This window comes from Aquabacter albus, from assembly GCF_040049275.1.
Taxonomy (GTDB): domain Bacteria; phylum Pseudomonadota; class Alphaproteobacteria; order Rhizobiales; family Xanthobacteraceae; genus Aquabacter.
Genome location: NZ_JBDZDT010000006.1, coordinates 448468 through 463529, shown reverse-complemented (window position 1 = coordinate 463529; position 15062 = coordinate 448468). Strand labels below are relative to the sequence as shown.

At 66.0% G+C, this 15062-nt stretch carries 14 protein-coding genes and 1 tRNA gene; 8 read left to right on the top strand and 7 right to left on the bottom strand.

The window, feature by feature from the left end:
- Nucleotides 1-8: 8 nt before the first annotated feature.
- A complete protein-coding gene (gene fabI, locus ABLE91_RS17840) occupies nucleotides 9-836 on the bottom strand; it encodes an enoyl-ACP reductase FabI (protein ID WP_348932832.1) in 828 nt (275 codons plus the stop codon).
- 142 nt (nucleotides 837-978) lie between these two features.
- Here fabI and ABLE91_RS17835 point away from each other — a divergent pair.
- A tRNA-Pro gene (locus ABLE91_RS17835) sits at nucleotides 979-1055 on the top strand.
- Between the two features lie 226 nt (nucleotides 1056-1281).
- On the opposite strand, the gene ABLE91_RS17830 is transcribed toward ABLE91_RS17835, so the two are convergent.
- The 4 genes from ABLE91_RS17830 to ABLE91_RS17815 form a co-directional block, all read right to left on the bottom strand.
- Nucleotides 1282-2106 (bottom strand): sugar phosphate isomerase/epimerase family protein, encoded by an 825-nt coding sequence (locus ABLE91_RS17830; RefSeq protein ID WP_348932831.1) that lies wholly within the window; start codon nucleotides 2104-2106, stop codon nucleotides 1282-1284.
- A 157-nt stretch (nucleotides 2107-2263) separates the two neighbouring features.
- Nucleotides 2264-2770, bottom strand: coding sequence for a hypothetical protein (locus tag ABLE91_RS17825; RefSeq protein WP_348932829.1), 507 nt, complete (start codon nucleotides 2768-2770; stop codon nucleotides 2264-2266).
- Between the two features lie 139 nt (nucleotides 2771-2909).
- On the bottom strand, nucleotides 2910-3995 hold the full coding sequence (locus ABLE91_RS17820; RefSeq protein ID WP_510181972.1) for an MFS transporter: 1086 nt from the start codon (nucleotides 3993-3995) through the stop codon (nucleotides 2910-2912).
- Nucleotides 3996-4054: 59 nt separating this feature from the next.
- Nucleotides 4055-5416 carry an HdeD family acid-resistance protein gene (locus ABLE91_RS17815; RefSeq protein ID WP_348932825.1) on the bottom strand — a complete coding sequence of 454 codons (1362 nt, stop codon included), beginning with the start codon at nucleotides 5414-5416 and terminating at the stop codon, nucleotides 4055-4057.
- 145 nt (nucleotides 5417-5561) lie between these two features.
- Between ABLE91_RS17815 and ABLE91_RS17810 the strand changes: the two genes are divergently transcribed.
- Nucleotides 5562-5813, top strand: coding sequence for a hypothetical protein (locus ABLE91_RS17810; RefSeq protein ID WP_348932824.1), 252 nt, complete (start codon nucleotides 5562-5564; stop codon nucleotides 5811-5813).
- A 48-nt stretch (nucleotides 5814-5861) separates the two neighbouring features.
- Here the strand turns inward: ABLE91_RS17810 and mgtE are convergent, their stop codons facing one another.
- Nucleotides 5862-7238: a magnesium transporter gene (mgtE, locus tag ABLE91_RS17805; protein ID WP_348932823.1), complete on the bottom strand. Its 1377-nt coding sequence runs from the start codon at nucleotides 7236-7238 to the stop codon at nucleotides 5862-5864.
- Between the two features lie 63 nt (nucleotides 7239-7301).
- Complete coding sequence (locus tag ABLE91_RS17800; RefSeq protein ID WP_348932821.1) at nucleotides 7302-7931, bottom strand: carbonic anhydrase; 630 nt, start codon at nucleotides 7929-7931, stop codon at nucleotides 7302-7304.
- A 469-nt stretch (nucleotides 7932-8400) separates the two neighbouring features.
- On the opposite strand from ABLE91_RS17800, the gene urtA reads away from it, so the two are divergent.
- The 6 genes from urtA to ABLE91_RS17770 all read left to right on the top strand — a co-directional run bounded on the left by urtA (nucleotide 8401) and on the right by ABLE91_RS17770 (nucleotide 15053).
- Nucleotides 8401-9702, top strand: coding sequence for an urea ABC transporter substrate-binding protein (gene urtA / locus ABLE91_RS17795; protein ID WP_348932818.1), 1302 nt, complete (start codon nucleotides 8401-8403; stop codon nucleotides 9700-9702).
- Nucleotides 9703-9851: 149 nt separating this feature from the next.
- On the top strand, nucleotides 9852-11453 hold the full coding sequence (urtB, locus tag ABLE91_RS17790; protein ID WP_348932817.1) for an urea ABC transporter permease subunit UrtB: 1602 nt from the start codon (nucleotides 9852-9854) through the stop codon (nucleotides 11451-11453).
- Nucleotides 11450-12577 carry an urea ABC transporter permease subunit UrtC gene (urtC, locus tag ABLE91_RS17785; protein WP_348932816.1) on the top strand — a complete coding sequence of 376 codons (1128 nt, stop codon included), beginning with the start codon at nucleotides 11450-11452 and terminating at the stop codon, nucleotides 12575-12577. Before urtB ends, urtC begins: the two co-directional genes overlap by 4 nt.
- Before the next feature lie 6 nt (nucleotides 12578-12583).
- Nucleotides 12584-13354, top strand: a complete 771-nt coding sequence (gene urtD, locus ABLE91_RS17780; RefSeq protein WP_348932815.1) for an urea ABC transporter ATP-binding protein UrtD — start codon at nucleotides 12584-12586, stop codon at nucleotides 13352-13354.
- 189 nt (nucleotides 13355-13543) lie between these two features.
- Nucleotides 13544-14239, top strand: coding sequence for an urea ABC transporter ATP-binding subunit UrtE (gene urtE / locus ABLE91_RS17775; RefSeq protein WP_348932814.1), 696 nt, complete (start codon nucleotides 13544-13546; stop codon nucleotides 14237-14239).
- Nucleotides 14211-15053, top strand: coding sequence for an urease accessory protein UreD (locus ABLE91_RS17770; protein WP_510181971.1), 843 nt, complete (start codon nucleotides 14211-14213; stop codon nucleotides 15051-15053). Before urtE ends, ABLE91_RS17770 begins: the two co-directional genes overlap by 29 nt.
- Nucleotides 15054-15062 lie beyond the last annotated feature (9 nt).

The following is a 15062-nucleotide window of genomic DNA, read 5'->3' as shown; positions in this document are numbered from 1 at the left end:
CAGCTCCTTCAGTCGCGCACGAGCGCCAGGTCCGGCGCATCGGGGTGCTTCATGCCGACGATATGATAGCCGGCATCCACATGATGCACCTCTCCCGTCACGCCGCGCGACAAATCTGAGAGAAGATAGACGCCGGTGTCGCCCACCTCGTCCGTGGTGACGGTGCGGCGGAGCGGGGAGTTCAGTTCGTTCCACTTCAGGATGTAGCGGAAGTCGCCGATGCCGGACGCGGCCAGCGTCTTGATGGGGCCGGCGGAGATGGCGTTGACGCGGATGTTCTTCGGCCCGAGGTCGGCGGCGAGATAGCGCACGCTCGCCTCCAGCGCGGCTTTGGCGACGCCCATGACATTGTAGTGGGGCATCCACTTCTCGGCGCCGTAATAGGTGAGCGTGAGAAGCGAGCCGCCATCGCTCATCAGCTTCTCCGCGCGCTGGGCGACGGCCGTGAAGGAGTAGCAGGAGATGAACATGGTCTTGGTGAAATTGTCGGCCGTGGTGTCCACATAGCGGCCGTCCAGCTCGTCCTTGTTGGAGAAGGCGATGGCGTGGACGAGGAAGTCCAGCTTGCCGAACAGCTTCTCCGTCTCGGCGAACACCGCGTCCATGCTGGCCGGCTCGGTGACGTCGCAATGGCCGACCAGATGGCCGCCCAGCTCCGCCGCCAGCGGCTCCACGCGCTTCTTCAGCGCCTCACCCTGATAGGTGAGGGCGATCTCCGCGCCATGGGCGCGCGCGGCCTTCGCGATGCCGTATGCAATGGAGCGGTTGTTGGCGACGCCGAGAATCAGCCCGCGCTTTCCCGTCATGAGACCGCCCGCGCTGCCGTCGTTCACCATGGTCCGCTACTCCCTTGGGCCACAAATCGCCCATGACGGGCGGGCCTCCTATGGCACGCGGGCGAGGGGGGTTCAAGCGACGCCGTTCGAGAACGGCCTTGCTTCCCTCCCGCGACGCATGCTAGAGGCTCGCGCCTTGGTTCGGAGTGTAGCGCAGTCTGGTAGCGCACCACGTTCGGGACGTGGGGGTCGCAGGTTCAAATCCTGCCACTCCGACCAGTTAAGAATTTGATCTAAAAGGGCTATCCCGAACCCTTTCCGTTGCTGCCAAAGGCAACAGCGACAGAATCCCTCCATCAGATAGAGCGCCGCCGGCGGTCCAGGGCTCCGGCCCGGCGTTTTTGCGTCAGCGCGCATCTTCAAGGGCTGGCTGGCCCGACTCACATGAGCCTGCGGGGGCGCGATTCACCGGCCCTTCCGAAAGCCGCTTTCGATTCACCGAGGGTCAGATGCTGGTGCGCGCGCGGGCGATGAGGGTGCGCAGGACCTCGTCCGGGTCTTCCTTCCACCAATGATCGCGCGAGAAGATTTCCACCTCGATGAGGCCGTCATAGCCCACGGCTTCCACCATGCGCCGGATGAGGGGGATGTCGATGACCCCGTCCCCCATCATGCCCCGGTCGAACAGGAGGTCGCGCGTGGGCACCAGCCAGTCGCAGACGTGAAAGGCCAGAAGGCGTTCCCGTCCCGCACGCACGATCTCGCGCGCCAGGGCCGCGTCCCACCAGACATGATAGACGTCGAGGGCGATGCCGACCCCCGGCCCCAGCGCGTCGCACAGGTCGTTGGCCTCGGCGAGGGACGTCACGCAGGAGCGGTCGCCGGCATACATCGGGTGCAGGGGCTCGATGGCCAGGGGAATGCCCGCCCTGCGGGCGTGATCCAGAACGGCGGCGATTCCCTCGCGGACCTGCGCCCGGGCTCCGGCAAGGCTCTTCGAGCCCTCGGGCAGGCCGCCCACCACGAGAACGAGGCACCGGGCGCCGATGGCGGCCGCCTCGTCTATGGCGCGCCGGTTGTCGTCGAGGTTGCGCTGGAAACCGCTGGCGGTGGCGGCGGGAAACATGCCGCCCCGGCACAGGCCGGTCACGGTCAGGCCATGGTCCTGGATGAGACGCGCCGCTTCAGCCACGCCGCAGGCGGCGAGCATGTCCCGCCAGGGGGAAATGCCGCCAATGCCATGGCGGGCGCATCCCTCGATGCACTGCCGAAGCGTCCATCTTTCCCGCACGGTCGCGGTGTTCAGTGACAGGCGGGCGGGCTCGACCATGGTCTTGAGCTTACCATGTCGCGCAGGCGCATGGCGGGTGTCAGGAAGATGCCCTCGGGCCTCGTTGCGGGCCTGACGGTGCGTGCAAGCTCATCCTATGCCCGGAAAAAGAAAAGCCCCCGCTCCGGACGGAGCGGGGGCTTTCCCGAAACAGAGCTCACCAGCCGCAGTGCAGGCCACCATACGGGCCGCGCCAGCAACGGCCAGGGCCGCCATACCACCAGTCGATGAAGAGGCTCGCCGCCTGGCCGGAGACCGGCTTCTCGTTGCTCAGCACCTTGATGTTGTAGGTGAGCGTGTCGCCCGACAGGACCGGGTCGGACAGCTCAACCACGGACACCTGGGACTTGCCGTCCACGGTCACCGAAAGGGTGGCGTTGGGCGGGTCCTTCTGGAAGCTGTCCTTGCCGTCGGTCCACAGCTTCACGAAGCTCGCCGTGGTGGTGTCGCCGGTCATGCGCTCGGGACGGTCGGCGAACATGACGGTCTGCGGGGCGACGCCCTTCAGCACCAGCTTGGAGCCGTCGACGGTCGCGGAATCCGCCGCCTGGACGAACAGCCAGTTGGCCGCCGGCATCGCCGTCTGCGCGCTGGACTGCGCCATGGCAGGAGCCGCTACGGCGAGCGTCCCGGCAATGACGGCTGCACTCAACCAAGTCTTCATGGGAAGCTCCCCCGATAGTTTCGCCCGATGGCAGGACCTTACCAAATCCAAAGTGGAAGTGAAGATTTTAATAAATTATTACAGTAATTTAACAGCAGCGACGCTTACGCTTTTTCCAAACTGGACATCTGCCTTTGCGTCAGGTGTCCCGCTTCAGGAAAAGGGCGGCGAGAGCGAACGCGCCGCAGGCTATGGCGGCGAAATAGGCAAGGCCGTGCAGGAAGGTCTGCATGGCGAGCCCCGCTGCCAGCGGCCCCACCAGCGCGCCGCCGCCCCACACGAGGCCCATGACCGCATAGATGCCGACCAGTTCGCCACCCTTGAAGCGGCTGCCCACCACGGTCAGCATGATGGTGGCGACGCCCACGAACGAGCCGCCCCAGACAAACAGAAGCGCATAGGCCGCCCATTCGTGGCCCATGGTCAGCGGCCAGATCAGGGCGCCAGCGGTGGCGATCAGCGCCAGGATGATCACCAGCTTGCGCCGGTCCATCTTGTCGCCCAGCCAGCCGATGGGGAGCTGAAGGAGGATGGCGCCCACCATCATGCAGGTGATGAGCCGCGTCGCGTCGCCCTCGCTCCAGCCCACGTTCACCGCATAGATGGCGAGGAAGGACAGGCCCGCGGCTTCCAGCGCCGCATTGAGCAGCGTGGCCGAGAGGGCCAGAGGGGCGAGGCGCATGTAATGGATCGGGCTGGAATGACTGGGGGCGTCGAAGACCGGCGCGACCACCTTCGGCGAGGCGACAAACAAGGCGGAGAATAACGCCAGCCCGGCACCCACCGCATAGGGCAGGGCGCCGGCCGTGCCGATCACGGAGAGGATCAGCGGGCCAAGCGCGAACCCCACCGAAAGCGCGGCGGTGTAGGTGGCCATGGCCCGCGCCCGGGTCTCTTCGGTGGAGAGGCTGTTGATCCAGGTCTCGGAGAGGACGAACAGCGTCTCCGAGGCGACGCCCAGGACGAAGCGCAGCGGGAACCACAGCCACACCAGCGGCATCAGCGGGAAGCCCATGAGCGTCACGGCCGCGAGGGCGAGCGCCGCGAGGATGAGCTTGCGCACGCCGAATGCGGCGACCATGCGCGGCAGCACCATGGCGGTGGCGAGGATGCCGATGGCATGCATGGCCGCATTGGCGCCGATAGCCGCCTCGCTCAGGCCCCGCTCGGCGAGGTCGAGGGCGATCAATGCGGCGCTGAGGCTGTAGGTCAGCCCGAACATCATCGCGGTCGCGATCACCGCCCCGCGCGAAAGCAAGTTGGAGGAGGCGGGGGCGATGGCGGTCACGGGGCGGTTTCCTTGCTGTCGAGCGGGGCGGCCTCGGATGCGGCGCGTACGGAATGCGGGGTGCGGAAGTGCCGGATGGCGCCGCGCAGGCGCTCCATCCAGGAGACCTGGACCGGCTCCACCAGCCGGTGCATGGCGCGGGCATAGTCGAGCGCGTAGCCGGGGGTCCAGGTCATGGTTTCCGCGCGCTGGCGCAGCATGACCGCCACCCACATGTCGGGATTGCAGAGCAGCCGGATGAGGCGTGCCCACGGATATTTGGTGGCGAGCGAGCCTTCCAGGGCCGCATCGAGCGCCGATGCGACGGCCACCGAGCAGTTCCGGTTGGTGAGGTTGTAGGTGTTGTCCTGCCGGTAGCCGGCCCAGAAGGCGCGCAGGCGGCGTGGGCTGTAATTGTGGAAGATCACATCGGAATCCGACTCGCACCAGCCGGCGGCCTCCACCGCATAGGAGGGCTGGAAGCGGCCCGCGAAGTCGTTCTCCTTGGTGGCCTTGAACATGGCCATGAAGTCGCCGGAGCTGCGGTCGATCTCCACCGCCGGATAGTGGCTGATATAGAGGTCCGGCTGGGCTTCCAGCGCGGCATGGCCGGTGGAGATCACGCCGTTGCGGTCCACCGCCGCGATGTAGCGGTCGAGGACGAGGCGCCGCCGCGCCACGTCGGCCGAGCCCACGGGGGTCCAGACATGGACGATCATCGGGTGCTCGGGCTTGGCCTCGTCCTCCAGGCCGATGAGCACCGGCGCGTTGTCGTACCAGGCGCGTTGCGCGAACATGGGCAGCGCCAGGATCGCCACTTCCGGTTCGAGCTTCTTGAGCATCAGGCTCATGCGCAGCAGCACCCAGCCCGAGAACATGAGGCTGAGGCCGACGCAGAAGGGGATGTTCTTCGCCCGCGGGATTGGCCAGTCGGTGATGATCAGCGCCGCGATCAGGAACTCGAATAGGCCGAACGCGATCACCGCGCGCCAGGCGGAATAGCGCAGCGCATTGGCGGTGAGGATGCGCAGCATCCCGTCCACGATGAATGCGAGGGCGAACAGGGTCGTGACGGCGAGGTCGTTCTTGTACGGAAAATCGAGGATCAGGCCCGCGATGAACAGCAGGAACACGCCGCGCGCTGCGGTCAGGTAGCTCCCGACATTCGGCCCGGTTCCCAGCAGCGAGACGAGCGCGAGGATGCCCTGGATGACGAAGAGCAGGCCGAAGACCTGGGTGGCGACGATGGTCACGCCGTCGGTGGCGTCGAAAATGATCAGAAGGCCGAGCACCGTCAGCACGGCGCCCAGCGCCGCGATGACGAACCATCGCTTGCGCAGGGAATCCGAGCCGATGAGCAGGAATGCCAATTGCCCCACGACGATCCCGTCCCCCGAATAGATGGCCGCCTTAGTATCTCAACCGCGAGCGGGGGCCAAGCGCGTGTAATGGGCAGCGCCTGCGCGGAACCGGCGCGGCTCACCCTCGTTACTGAGGCGTGGCCAGACGAAGAAGGAGGTCGGCATGAGCACCCATGATCTGGAGCGGTTGAAGGCTGATGCCTCCGGCAATACCGGGCTGAGCGAGGTTTTGGCCGAGGCTGTCTCCAGCTTCGCCAGCACGGACGATGCGGTGAATTTCCTGGAGACCCGCGGCTTCAGCATCTCCGCCAAGGAACTCACCGTCGCTGCCGCTGACGAGGCACGCGAGGAGGTGCCGGTTGGCGAGGGTGAAGGCGGCTACGGTGCGCTTCTGAGGTTCGTGTCGAATCACTAGAGCGGCAGGCTGGCGGGAGCCGGCGACAGGCCGGCTCCCGCAGGCCGGTCACAGAATGGTGCCGTGGAGGAAGAGCCACGCCACGCTGAAATAGATGACGATGCCGGTGACATCCACCAGCGTCGCAACGAAGGGCGCTGACGCGCTGGCGGGGTCGAAGCCGACCCGTTTCAGGATGAACGGCAGCATCGAGCCGGAGAGCGAGCCGAAGGTCACGATGCCGATCAAGGCGACGCCGATGGTAACCGACAGCAGCATCCAGTGCTCGCCATAGTCAAAAATGCCGAATTCCTGCCAGATGGCGATGCGCAGGATGCCGATGACGCCGAGGATGGAGCCCAGCACGATGCCGGTGGGCAGTTCGCGGATGACGACCTTGTACCAATCGCCGAGCTTGACCTGGTGCAGCGCCAAAGCGCGGATGATGAGGGAGGTGGCCTGCGAGCCGGAATTGCCGCCCGAGCTCATGACGAGCGGGATGAACAGCGCGAGCACGATCGCCTTCTCAAGCTCGTCGGAGAAGACCTGCATGGCGCTGGTGGTGAGCATTTCCGACAGGAACAGCACGCAGAGCCAGCCGCCGCGCTTCTTGATCATCTGCGAGAAGGAGATCTGCAGATAGGGCTCGTCGATATGCTCCATGCCGCCCATGCGCTGGACGTCCTCGGTCTGCTCGTCGATCATCGCATCGATCATGTCGTCGAAGGTGCAGATGCCGATGATGTGGCCGGTGGTGTCCACCACAGGGATCGCCAGGAGATCGTATTTGGCGATGAGGCGTGCGACGTCCTCGCGGTCCGCCAGCGCATTGGCGGTGATGGCCGGATAAGCCGGCGCCAGCGAGAGGATGGGGGCCTGCGGCTCCGCGGTGATGAGCGCGCGCAGCTTGACCACGTTCACGAGGCGCTTGGAGACGGGATCGAGCAGGAAGATGGCGTAGATGGTCTCGCGGGAGGATTCCACTTCCCGCAGATGGGTGAGGGTCTGCTGCACCGTCCAATTGGCCGGCACGCTGACGAACTCGGTCGTCATGATGCTGCCGGCGCTGTTGTGGGGATAGTTGAGAAGCTGATCGATGGCCGTCCGGGTCTCGGCGTTAAGCCCGTCTTTCAGCTGGGAGCGCTTGGGCTCCTCGATCCACCGCAGGATGTCCGCCACCCGGTCGCTCGACATCTGTTCGAGCAGGGCGTTGGCCCGTTCCGGGGGGAGTTCCTCCAGGACCTCGCAGGCCCAGATGAAGTCGGGCTGATCGAGCAGCTCGACGGCCCATTCCTGGGGCATGGTGCCAATGAACTGCACCGTCTCCGCCAAGGTCTTGCGGTTCAGCAGTTCGACGACGTCGGCGACATGGTGCGTGCCGATGGCGGTTGGCGCTGCCGCAATGGATGCGGTGTCGATTGGATCCTGTTTCACACGTTCCCCCATTCCCCAAGGGCAAAGCCATTGCACTGCCAATAGGCAGAAAATCGCAAATGGCGTGTGACGCTGCTACTCGTCTCGCCCGGTTGTCGGGACGGCGCGGAACTCGCCGTCCTCCAGCAATTCGAGGCGGCCGGTGGCAACGCCGAAATAGGCGCCGTGGAGCGTGAGGTCGCCGGTCTCGACCCGCTCGGCGATCCAGGGAAAGGTGGACAGGTTGTCGAGCGAGAGTTGCACACAGCACCGCTCGCAGAAGTATTGCTGCTGGTCCGGAGGGAGGTCCGCCTCCAGTGTCTGGCGCCGGGCCTCTTCCGCAATGGTGATCCACTGCGCGACGAAGTCCTGTGCCCCGGGAGGGGCGCCCTTGAGAAGGGCGCTGACGCCGCCGCATTGGGCATGGCCAAGCACGACGATTCTCTTCACCTCGAGCACCCGCACGGCAAATTCCAGCGCCGCGCTGGTGCCGTGATAGTTGGCGTCGGGCTGATAGGGCGGCACCAGATTCGCGACGTTGCGGACCACGAACAGCTCGCCCGGGCCGGCATTGAAGATCATCTGCGGATCGACCCGGCTGTCCGAGCAGGCGACCACAAAGGTCTCCGGCTTCTGGCCGCGCGCTGCCAGGGTCTCGAACAGCGCCTTATGCTCCGGCCACGCCAGCTCTCGGAAGCGCCGGTAGCCTTCGATCAGTTTGTCCATCGTTTCGCCCCCGCTGAAACCGGCGCATAGAAACGCCCACTTATGTCCAAGGTCAAGATGGGTGCGATGCACAAATAAGGACCTGCTTCGATTTCGGAACGCCAGAGCCTGTGGTGCGTTGTCTCGGCAGAAAATCTGCTGAGAGGAGTTAAAGATGCGCGGCTTGGTATTGTGGCTTCTGGGTGTGCCTTTTTCGGTGATCGTCCTTCTGTATCTCTTCAATGTACTATAACCCTGCGGAAGGCGCAGGTGACGCAGGGGTTTGCCCCAAAGCGTCGCCTGCGCCTTAAATATGGGCACGTGGATAAAAAATCATCAATGGCGGCCGATTGTATGCCGCTTGCTGCGTCTTTATCGATGCGGCGCGAGGGTTCCGCGCCCTCAGGTCCAGTCGATGCGGTGATGGCATGCCGCTTGCTGTGTTGGTGTGCGCTGGCCCGGGGCCAGCCGACGAACACGGAGAGAGCGCATGCTCGGTTTGCTGGGACGGGCCGCCAAAGGGCTAGGGGCTTTGGCTGCAGTCGCGACGGTGGCGGGAACCATCGGGTCCGCCAATGCGCAGGAGACCATCAAGGTCGGCATCCTGCATTCCCTTTCGGGCACCATGGCCATCAGCGAGACCACGCTGAAGAACGTGATGCTCATGCTCATCGACGAGCAGAACAAGAAGGGCGGCATTCTCGGCAAGAAGCTGGAAGCCGTCGTTGTCGATCCCGCCTCCAACTGGCCGCTCTTCGCGGAAAAGGCGCGCGAGCTGATCACCAAGGACAAGGTCTCCGCGGTGTTCGGCTGCTGGACCTCGGTGAGCCGCAAGTCCGTGCTCCCCGTGTTCAAGGAGCTGAACTCCATCCTCTTCTATCCCGTCCAGTATGAGGGCGAGGAGAGCGAGCGGAACGTCTTCTACACCGGCGCCGCCCCGAACCAGCAGGCGATCCCGGCGGTGGACTACCTCGCCAAGGAAGAGAAGGTTGAGCGCTGGGTGCTCGCGGGTACCGACTATGTCTATCCCCGCACCACCAACAAGATCCTGGAAGCCTATCTGAAGTCCAAGGGCGTGAAGTCCGAGGACATCATGATCAACTACACCCCGTTCGGCCAATCGGATTGGCAGACCATCGTGGCCGACATCAAGAAGTTCGGCTCGGCGGGCAAGAAGACGGCGGTGGTCTCCACCATCAACGGCGACGCCAACGTGCCTTTCTATAAGGAGCTGGCCAACCAGGGCATCAAGGCCACCGACATCCCCGTCATCGCCTTCTCCGTGGGCGAGGAAGAGCTGGCCGGCATGGACACGAAGCCCCTGGTCGGCCATCTGGCCGCCTGGAACTACTTCATGTCCATCAAGACCCCGGAGAATGACGCCTTCATCAAGCAGTGGCAGACCTTCATGAAGAACCCGAAGGCCGTCACCAACGATCCCATGGAGGCCCATTATATCGGCTTCAACATGTGGGTTCAGGCGGTCACGAAGGCCGGTACCACCGACCCCGACAAGGTGATCGCGGCGCTGCCCGGCACCAAGCAGCCGAACCTCACCGGCGGCGTCTCGGAGATGCTCCCCAACCACCACATCACCAAGCCCGTCTTCATCGGCGAGATCGAGGAGAACGGTCAGTTCAACGTGGTGTGGAAGACCGAGAACCTCATCCCCGGCGAAGCCTGGTCCAAGCAGCTCGAAGGCTCCAAGGACCTCGTGGCCGACTGGGTGCAGCTCAATTGCGGCAATTACGACTCGGTCAAGAAGACCTGCCTCGGCAGCGTGACCAAGTGAGTTGAGCGGCCCGCCGCCGTCGGGCGGCGGGCCGTTCCCCGGCACCTCGCCGGCCGCGTTCGCGCGGCCGTCCCTTGGCAACGGTGGGATTGCGGACCGACATGATAATTCAACGATTGAGACGTGCCGTTCTCCTGCTTTTCGCGTGGATGGCCCTTGCCATCTCGCCGGCCATTCTCGCACCCACAAGTTTCGCGCCGGCTTGGGCGCAGGCGGCCTCCGGCGATCTTTCCGCCGCGCTCGCCAAGCTTGGCACCGACAGCTATTCGGACACAGAGGCGGCGCTGGGCGCCCTTGCGGTCTCCACTAGTCCCCAGGCCCCCGCCATCGTGGACGCCATCCGCGACGGGCGCCTCCTCATCGATCCCCAGAGCAAGGCGGTGTTCCTGCGCACGCCGGCCGGTGCGATCACCGATCCAGCGACCGGCGCGACGGTGGCCGCGCCTCCTTCCGGCCTGCGCGCGGTGCGGCTCAACAATCGCGTCCGCCGCGCGGTGGATGCGGCCGCCGGCGCGCTGGCGCTGCTGAGCCCCAATCCTCAGAAGCGCCTCGAAGCCGCGGCCGCCGTGTTCAAATCCCGCGACGCGACCGCGCTCCCCACGCTTGATGCCGCCATCGCCAAGGAGAGCGACGCCGCGGTGAAGACCGCCTTCGCCCAGGCCCGTGCCGTCCTCATCGTCGGCAGCCCGTCCGTCTCCGAGCCGGAGCGCGTCTCCGCCGTGCGCCTCATCGCGGCGCGGGGCGACCAGGATGCGCTGGCCGTCCTCTCCAGCCTGCCGGCGGAGTCCCCCGCCGCCGTGAAGGCGGCGGCCGCGGACGGCATCGAGGCCATCAATCGCAACCTCGCCATATGGGCGGTGGCGCAGAATGTCTGGTACGGGCTCTCGCTGGGCTCGGTGCTGCTGCTGGCCGCCATCGGCCTCGCCATCACCTTTGGCGTCATGGGCGTCATCAACATGGCCCATGGCGAGATGGTGATGATCGGCGCCTACACCACCTTCATGGTGCAGGAGGTGATCCGCAACAGCGCGCCCTTCCTGTTCGGCTGGTCGCTGGCCATCGCGCTGCCCCTGGCCTTCCTGGTGACCGCGCTGGTGGGCATCCTCATCGAGCGCACGGTGATCCGCTTCCTCTATGGCCGGCCGCTGGAGACGCTGCTGGCCACCTGGGGCATCTCGCTCATCCTCCAGCAGGCGGTGCGCTCGGTGTTCGGGCCCACCAACAAGGAGGTGGGCTCGCCCTCTTGGATGTCGGGCTCCTTCGATCTCGGCCACATGGCCATCACTTATAACCGCCTCGCCATCATCATCTTCTCGCTGCTGGTGTTCTTCGCCCTGCTCATGGTTCTGAAGCGCACCGCGCTCGGCCTCTATGTGCGGGCGGTGACGCAGAACCGACGCATGGCGGGGGCCATGGGCATCCGCACGGGGCGCATCGATGCGCTCACCTTCGGCCTCGGCTCCGGCATTGCCGGCATCGCCGGTGTCGCCCTCTCGCAGATCGACAATGTCAGCCCGAACCTCGGCCAGGGCTACATCATCGACAGCTTCATGGTGGTGGTGTTCGGCGGGGTGGGGAACCTCTGGGGCACGCTGGTGGCGGCCTTCGGGCTCGGCATCGCCAACAAGCTGCTCGAACCCTTCGCGGGTGCCGTGCTCGGCAAGATCATCATCCTCGTCCTCATCATCCTGTTCATCCAGAAGCGCCCGCGCGGCCTGTTCGCGCTCAAGGGCCGGGCGGTGGAAGCATGAACGGCCTCGGCATCATCGACCGCAAGGGCGCGGTCTTCCTCGCCATCGTGCTGGGGGCGGCGGTGCTCGTCCCCGCCTCCAACCTCACGCTGGCGGAGAGCAACCCGCTCCACGTCTCGGACTATCTGGTCCCGCTGCTGGGCAAATATGTCTGCTATGCGCTCCTCGCCGTCGCGGTGGATCTGGTCTGGGGCTATTGCGGCGTGCTTTCGCTCGGCCACGGCGCCTTCTTCGCTCTGGGCGGCTACGCCATGGGCATGTATCTCATGCGCCAGATCGGCCCCCGGGGGGTCTATGGCAACCCGGTCCTGCCGGATTTCATGGTGTTCCTGAACTATAAGGAGCTGCCCTGGTTCTGGTGGGGCTTCGACTGGTTCCCGTTCGCGCTGGTGATGGTGTTCCTGGTGCCCGGCGCGCTGGCGTTCCTGTTCGGCTGGTTCGCCTTCCGCTCTCGGGTCACGGGCGTCTATCTCTCCATCATCACCCAGGCCATGACGTTTGCGCTCATGCTCGCTTTCTTCCGGAACGACATGGGCTTCGGCGGAAACAACGGCCTCACCGATTTCAAGGACATTCTCGGCTTCTCCATCTCCGCCGACGGCACCCGCGCGGCCCTGTTCGCGGCCTCCGCCATCGCTCTCGCCGGCGGCTATCTCGTCTGCCGGGCGCTGGTGACGTCCAAATACGGAAAGGTGCTGGTGGCGGTGCGCGATGCGGAGAGCCGCACGCGGTTCCTCGGCTATCGCGTCGAGAACTACAAGCTGCTCTGCTGGGTGGTCTCCGCCATGCTCGCCGGCGTCGCCGGGGCGCTCTATGTGCCGCAGGTGGGCATCATCAATCCCGGCGAGTTCGCCCCCGCCAATTCCATCGAGATGGTGATCTGGGTGGCGGTCGGCGGGCGCGGGACGCTGGTGGGCGCGGCGCTCGGCGCGCTCATCGTCAATGCCGGCAAGACCTGGTTCACCGGCGTTCTGCCCGAGGCGTGGCTGTTCGCGCTCGGCGCCCTGTTCGTGCTGGTGACCTTGTTCCTGCCGCGTGGCGTGCTCGGGCTCTGGGACAGCATTTTCGCCAGGCGGCGCAAGCCGGAACCGGCCGGCGTGCCCGTCGCCAAGCCAGCGGAGTGAGGACCCATGGAAGCAACGCTCCCCGATACCCAGACCCTCACCCAGTCCCTCTTGTACCTCGACAACGTCTCGGTGGTGTTCGACGGCTTCAGAGCGCTCAACGCCCTCTCGCTCACCATCGAGGAAGCCGAGATGCGCGCCATCATCGGCCCCAACGGCGCCGGCAAGACAACCATGATGGACGTCATCACCGGCAAGACCCGCCCCACCAAGGGCGAGGCCATGTTCGCCGGCACCTACGACCTCACCAAGCTGGACGAAGCCGCCATCGCCCAGCTGGGTATCGGCCGCAAGTTCCAGACCCCCACCGTGTTCGATATGCACACGGTGGAGGACAATCTGCTCCTCGCCCTGAAGGAGGACCGGCGCGCCTTCGCCAACATCTATTGGCGCCGCACGGCCCATGAGAAAGAGCGCATCGAGGCGCTGCTGGAGCGCATCCGCCTGAAGGACCATCGCTTCCGCAAGGCGGCGGAGCTGTCCCACGGGCAGAAGCAGTGGCTGGAGATCGGCATGCTGCTGGCCCAGGAGCCGCGCCTTCTTCTGGTGGACGAGCCCGCCGCCGGCATGACCGACCAGGAGACGGCGGACACGGCGGATTTGCTGCGGGATATCGCAAAGACGCAGTCGGTGGTGGTGGTGGAGCACGACATGCAGTTCGTGCGCGACCTCGGCGTGAAGGTGACGGTGCTGCACGAAGGCTCGGTGCTGGCGGAAGGATCGCTCGATCAGGTGAGCGCCAATGAGCGCGTCATCGAAGTCTATCTGGGGAGGTGAGGGAATGCCTGTTTCCGACACGTACTCTCCCGCTGGGCGCGCTCCCTCTCCCGCTTGCGGGGGAGGGCTGGGGAGGGGGCAGGCGCGACCTCTCCACGCTCCTGGCGTTAACCGGCCTGCGGCCGGCCCCCTCCCACCCCTCCCCCGCAAGCGGGAGAGGGCTTTTGCGCGCCCCAGCGGAGGCCTCCCATGCTGAAGGTCGAAAACCTCGATCTCTATTACGGCGCCGCCCACACGCTGCGCAAAGTCTCGGTGGAGGCGCTGCCGGGGCAGGTGACGTGCGTGCTCGGCCGCAACGGCGTGGGCAAGACCTCGCTCCTGCGCGCCATTGTCGGGCAAAGGACCATCGCCGGCGGCACCATCACCTTCAACGGGCAGGATATCACCCGCCTGCCGACGCCGGACCGCGCCGCGCTCGGCATCGGCTTCGTGCCCCAGGGCCGCGAGGTGTTCCCGCTCCTCACCGTGAAGGAGAATCTGGAAACCGGCTATGCCCGCCTCGCCCGCAAGGACAAATACGTCCCTGACGAGATTTTCGAGCTGTTCCCGGTGCTGAAATCCATGATGGGCCGGCGCGGCGGCGACCTCTCCGGCGGGCAGCAGCAGCAGCTCGCCATCGGCCGCGCGCTGGTGACACGGCCGAGCCTCCTGGTGCTGGACGAACCAACGGAAGGCATCCAGCCTTCCATCATCAAGGATATCGGCCGGGCCATCGCCTATTTGCGCGACAAGGGCGACATGGCCATCATCCTGGTGGAACAGTATTTCGAGTTCGCCAAGGAGCTTGCCGACCGCTTCATCCTGATGGAGCGCGGCGAGGTGGCGGCGAGCGGAGACCGGAGCGGGCTCGATGGGGATGATGTCCGCCGCCTCATGGCCATCTGAGGGACAGGCGCCGGCGCGCCAGCGCAGCGAAGGGCGGGTGCGGGTGACGGTGGAAGCGGCGCGCGGCCGCACCCATCTGGCGGAGCTTTCCGAGAGCGGCGCCCTGCGGGCCCGCCTCCCGCGCGTGGATGGCGTGGGCCTGGAGGCGGTGCTGGTCAACACGGCCGGCGGCGTCGCCTGCGGCGACCGTTTCACCATTGCGGCGGGGGCGGGGGCGGGTGCGCGCCTCACCGTCTCCACGCCGGCCGCCGAAAAGGTCTACCGCTCCGATGGGGCGACCGCCCATATCGCCGTCCGCCTCTCAGCCGCGCACGGCGCCCATCTCCACTGGATGCCGCAGGAAACCATCCTGTTCGACCACGCCCGCCTCGCGCGGCGCTACGAGGTGGATCTGGCGCCGCTCTCTTATTTCCTCTCCTTCGAGGCAGTGGTGTTCGGCCGCGCCGCGCGGGGCGAGGCGATGGAGAGCGGACACCTCTGCGACCACTGGCGTGTGCGCCGGGCGGGGGAGCTGATTTTCGCCGACGCGCTGCGCCTTTCCGGCCCCGTCGCCGCGCTCCTCTCCCGTCCGGCGGTGGCGGCGGGCAAGGCGGCTCTTGCCACCTGCCTTTATGTCGCGCCCGACGCGGAAGCGCGGCTGGAGGAGGCGCGGGGCCTGCTGGACGGCTGCGCCAGCGAGGCGGGCGCCAGTGCCTGGAACGGGCTTCTTGCCGTGCGCTGGGTCGCCGCCGACATCGAAACGTTGCGGCGCGATGCCATCTCGTTTCTCATGAGATTCCGGGGCGCGCCGCTGCCCCGCGTTTGGGCTTCTTAGGAGGGACGC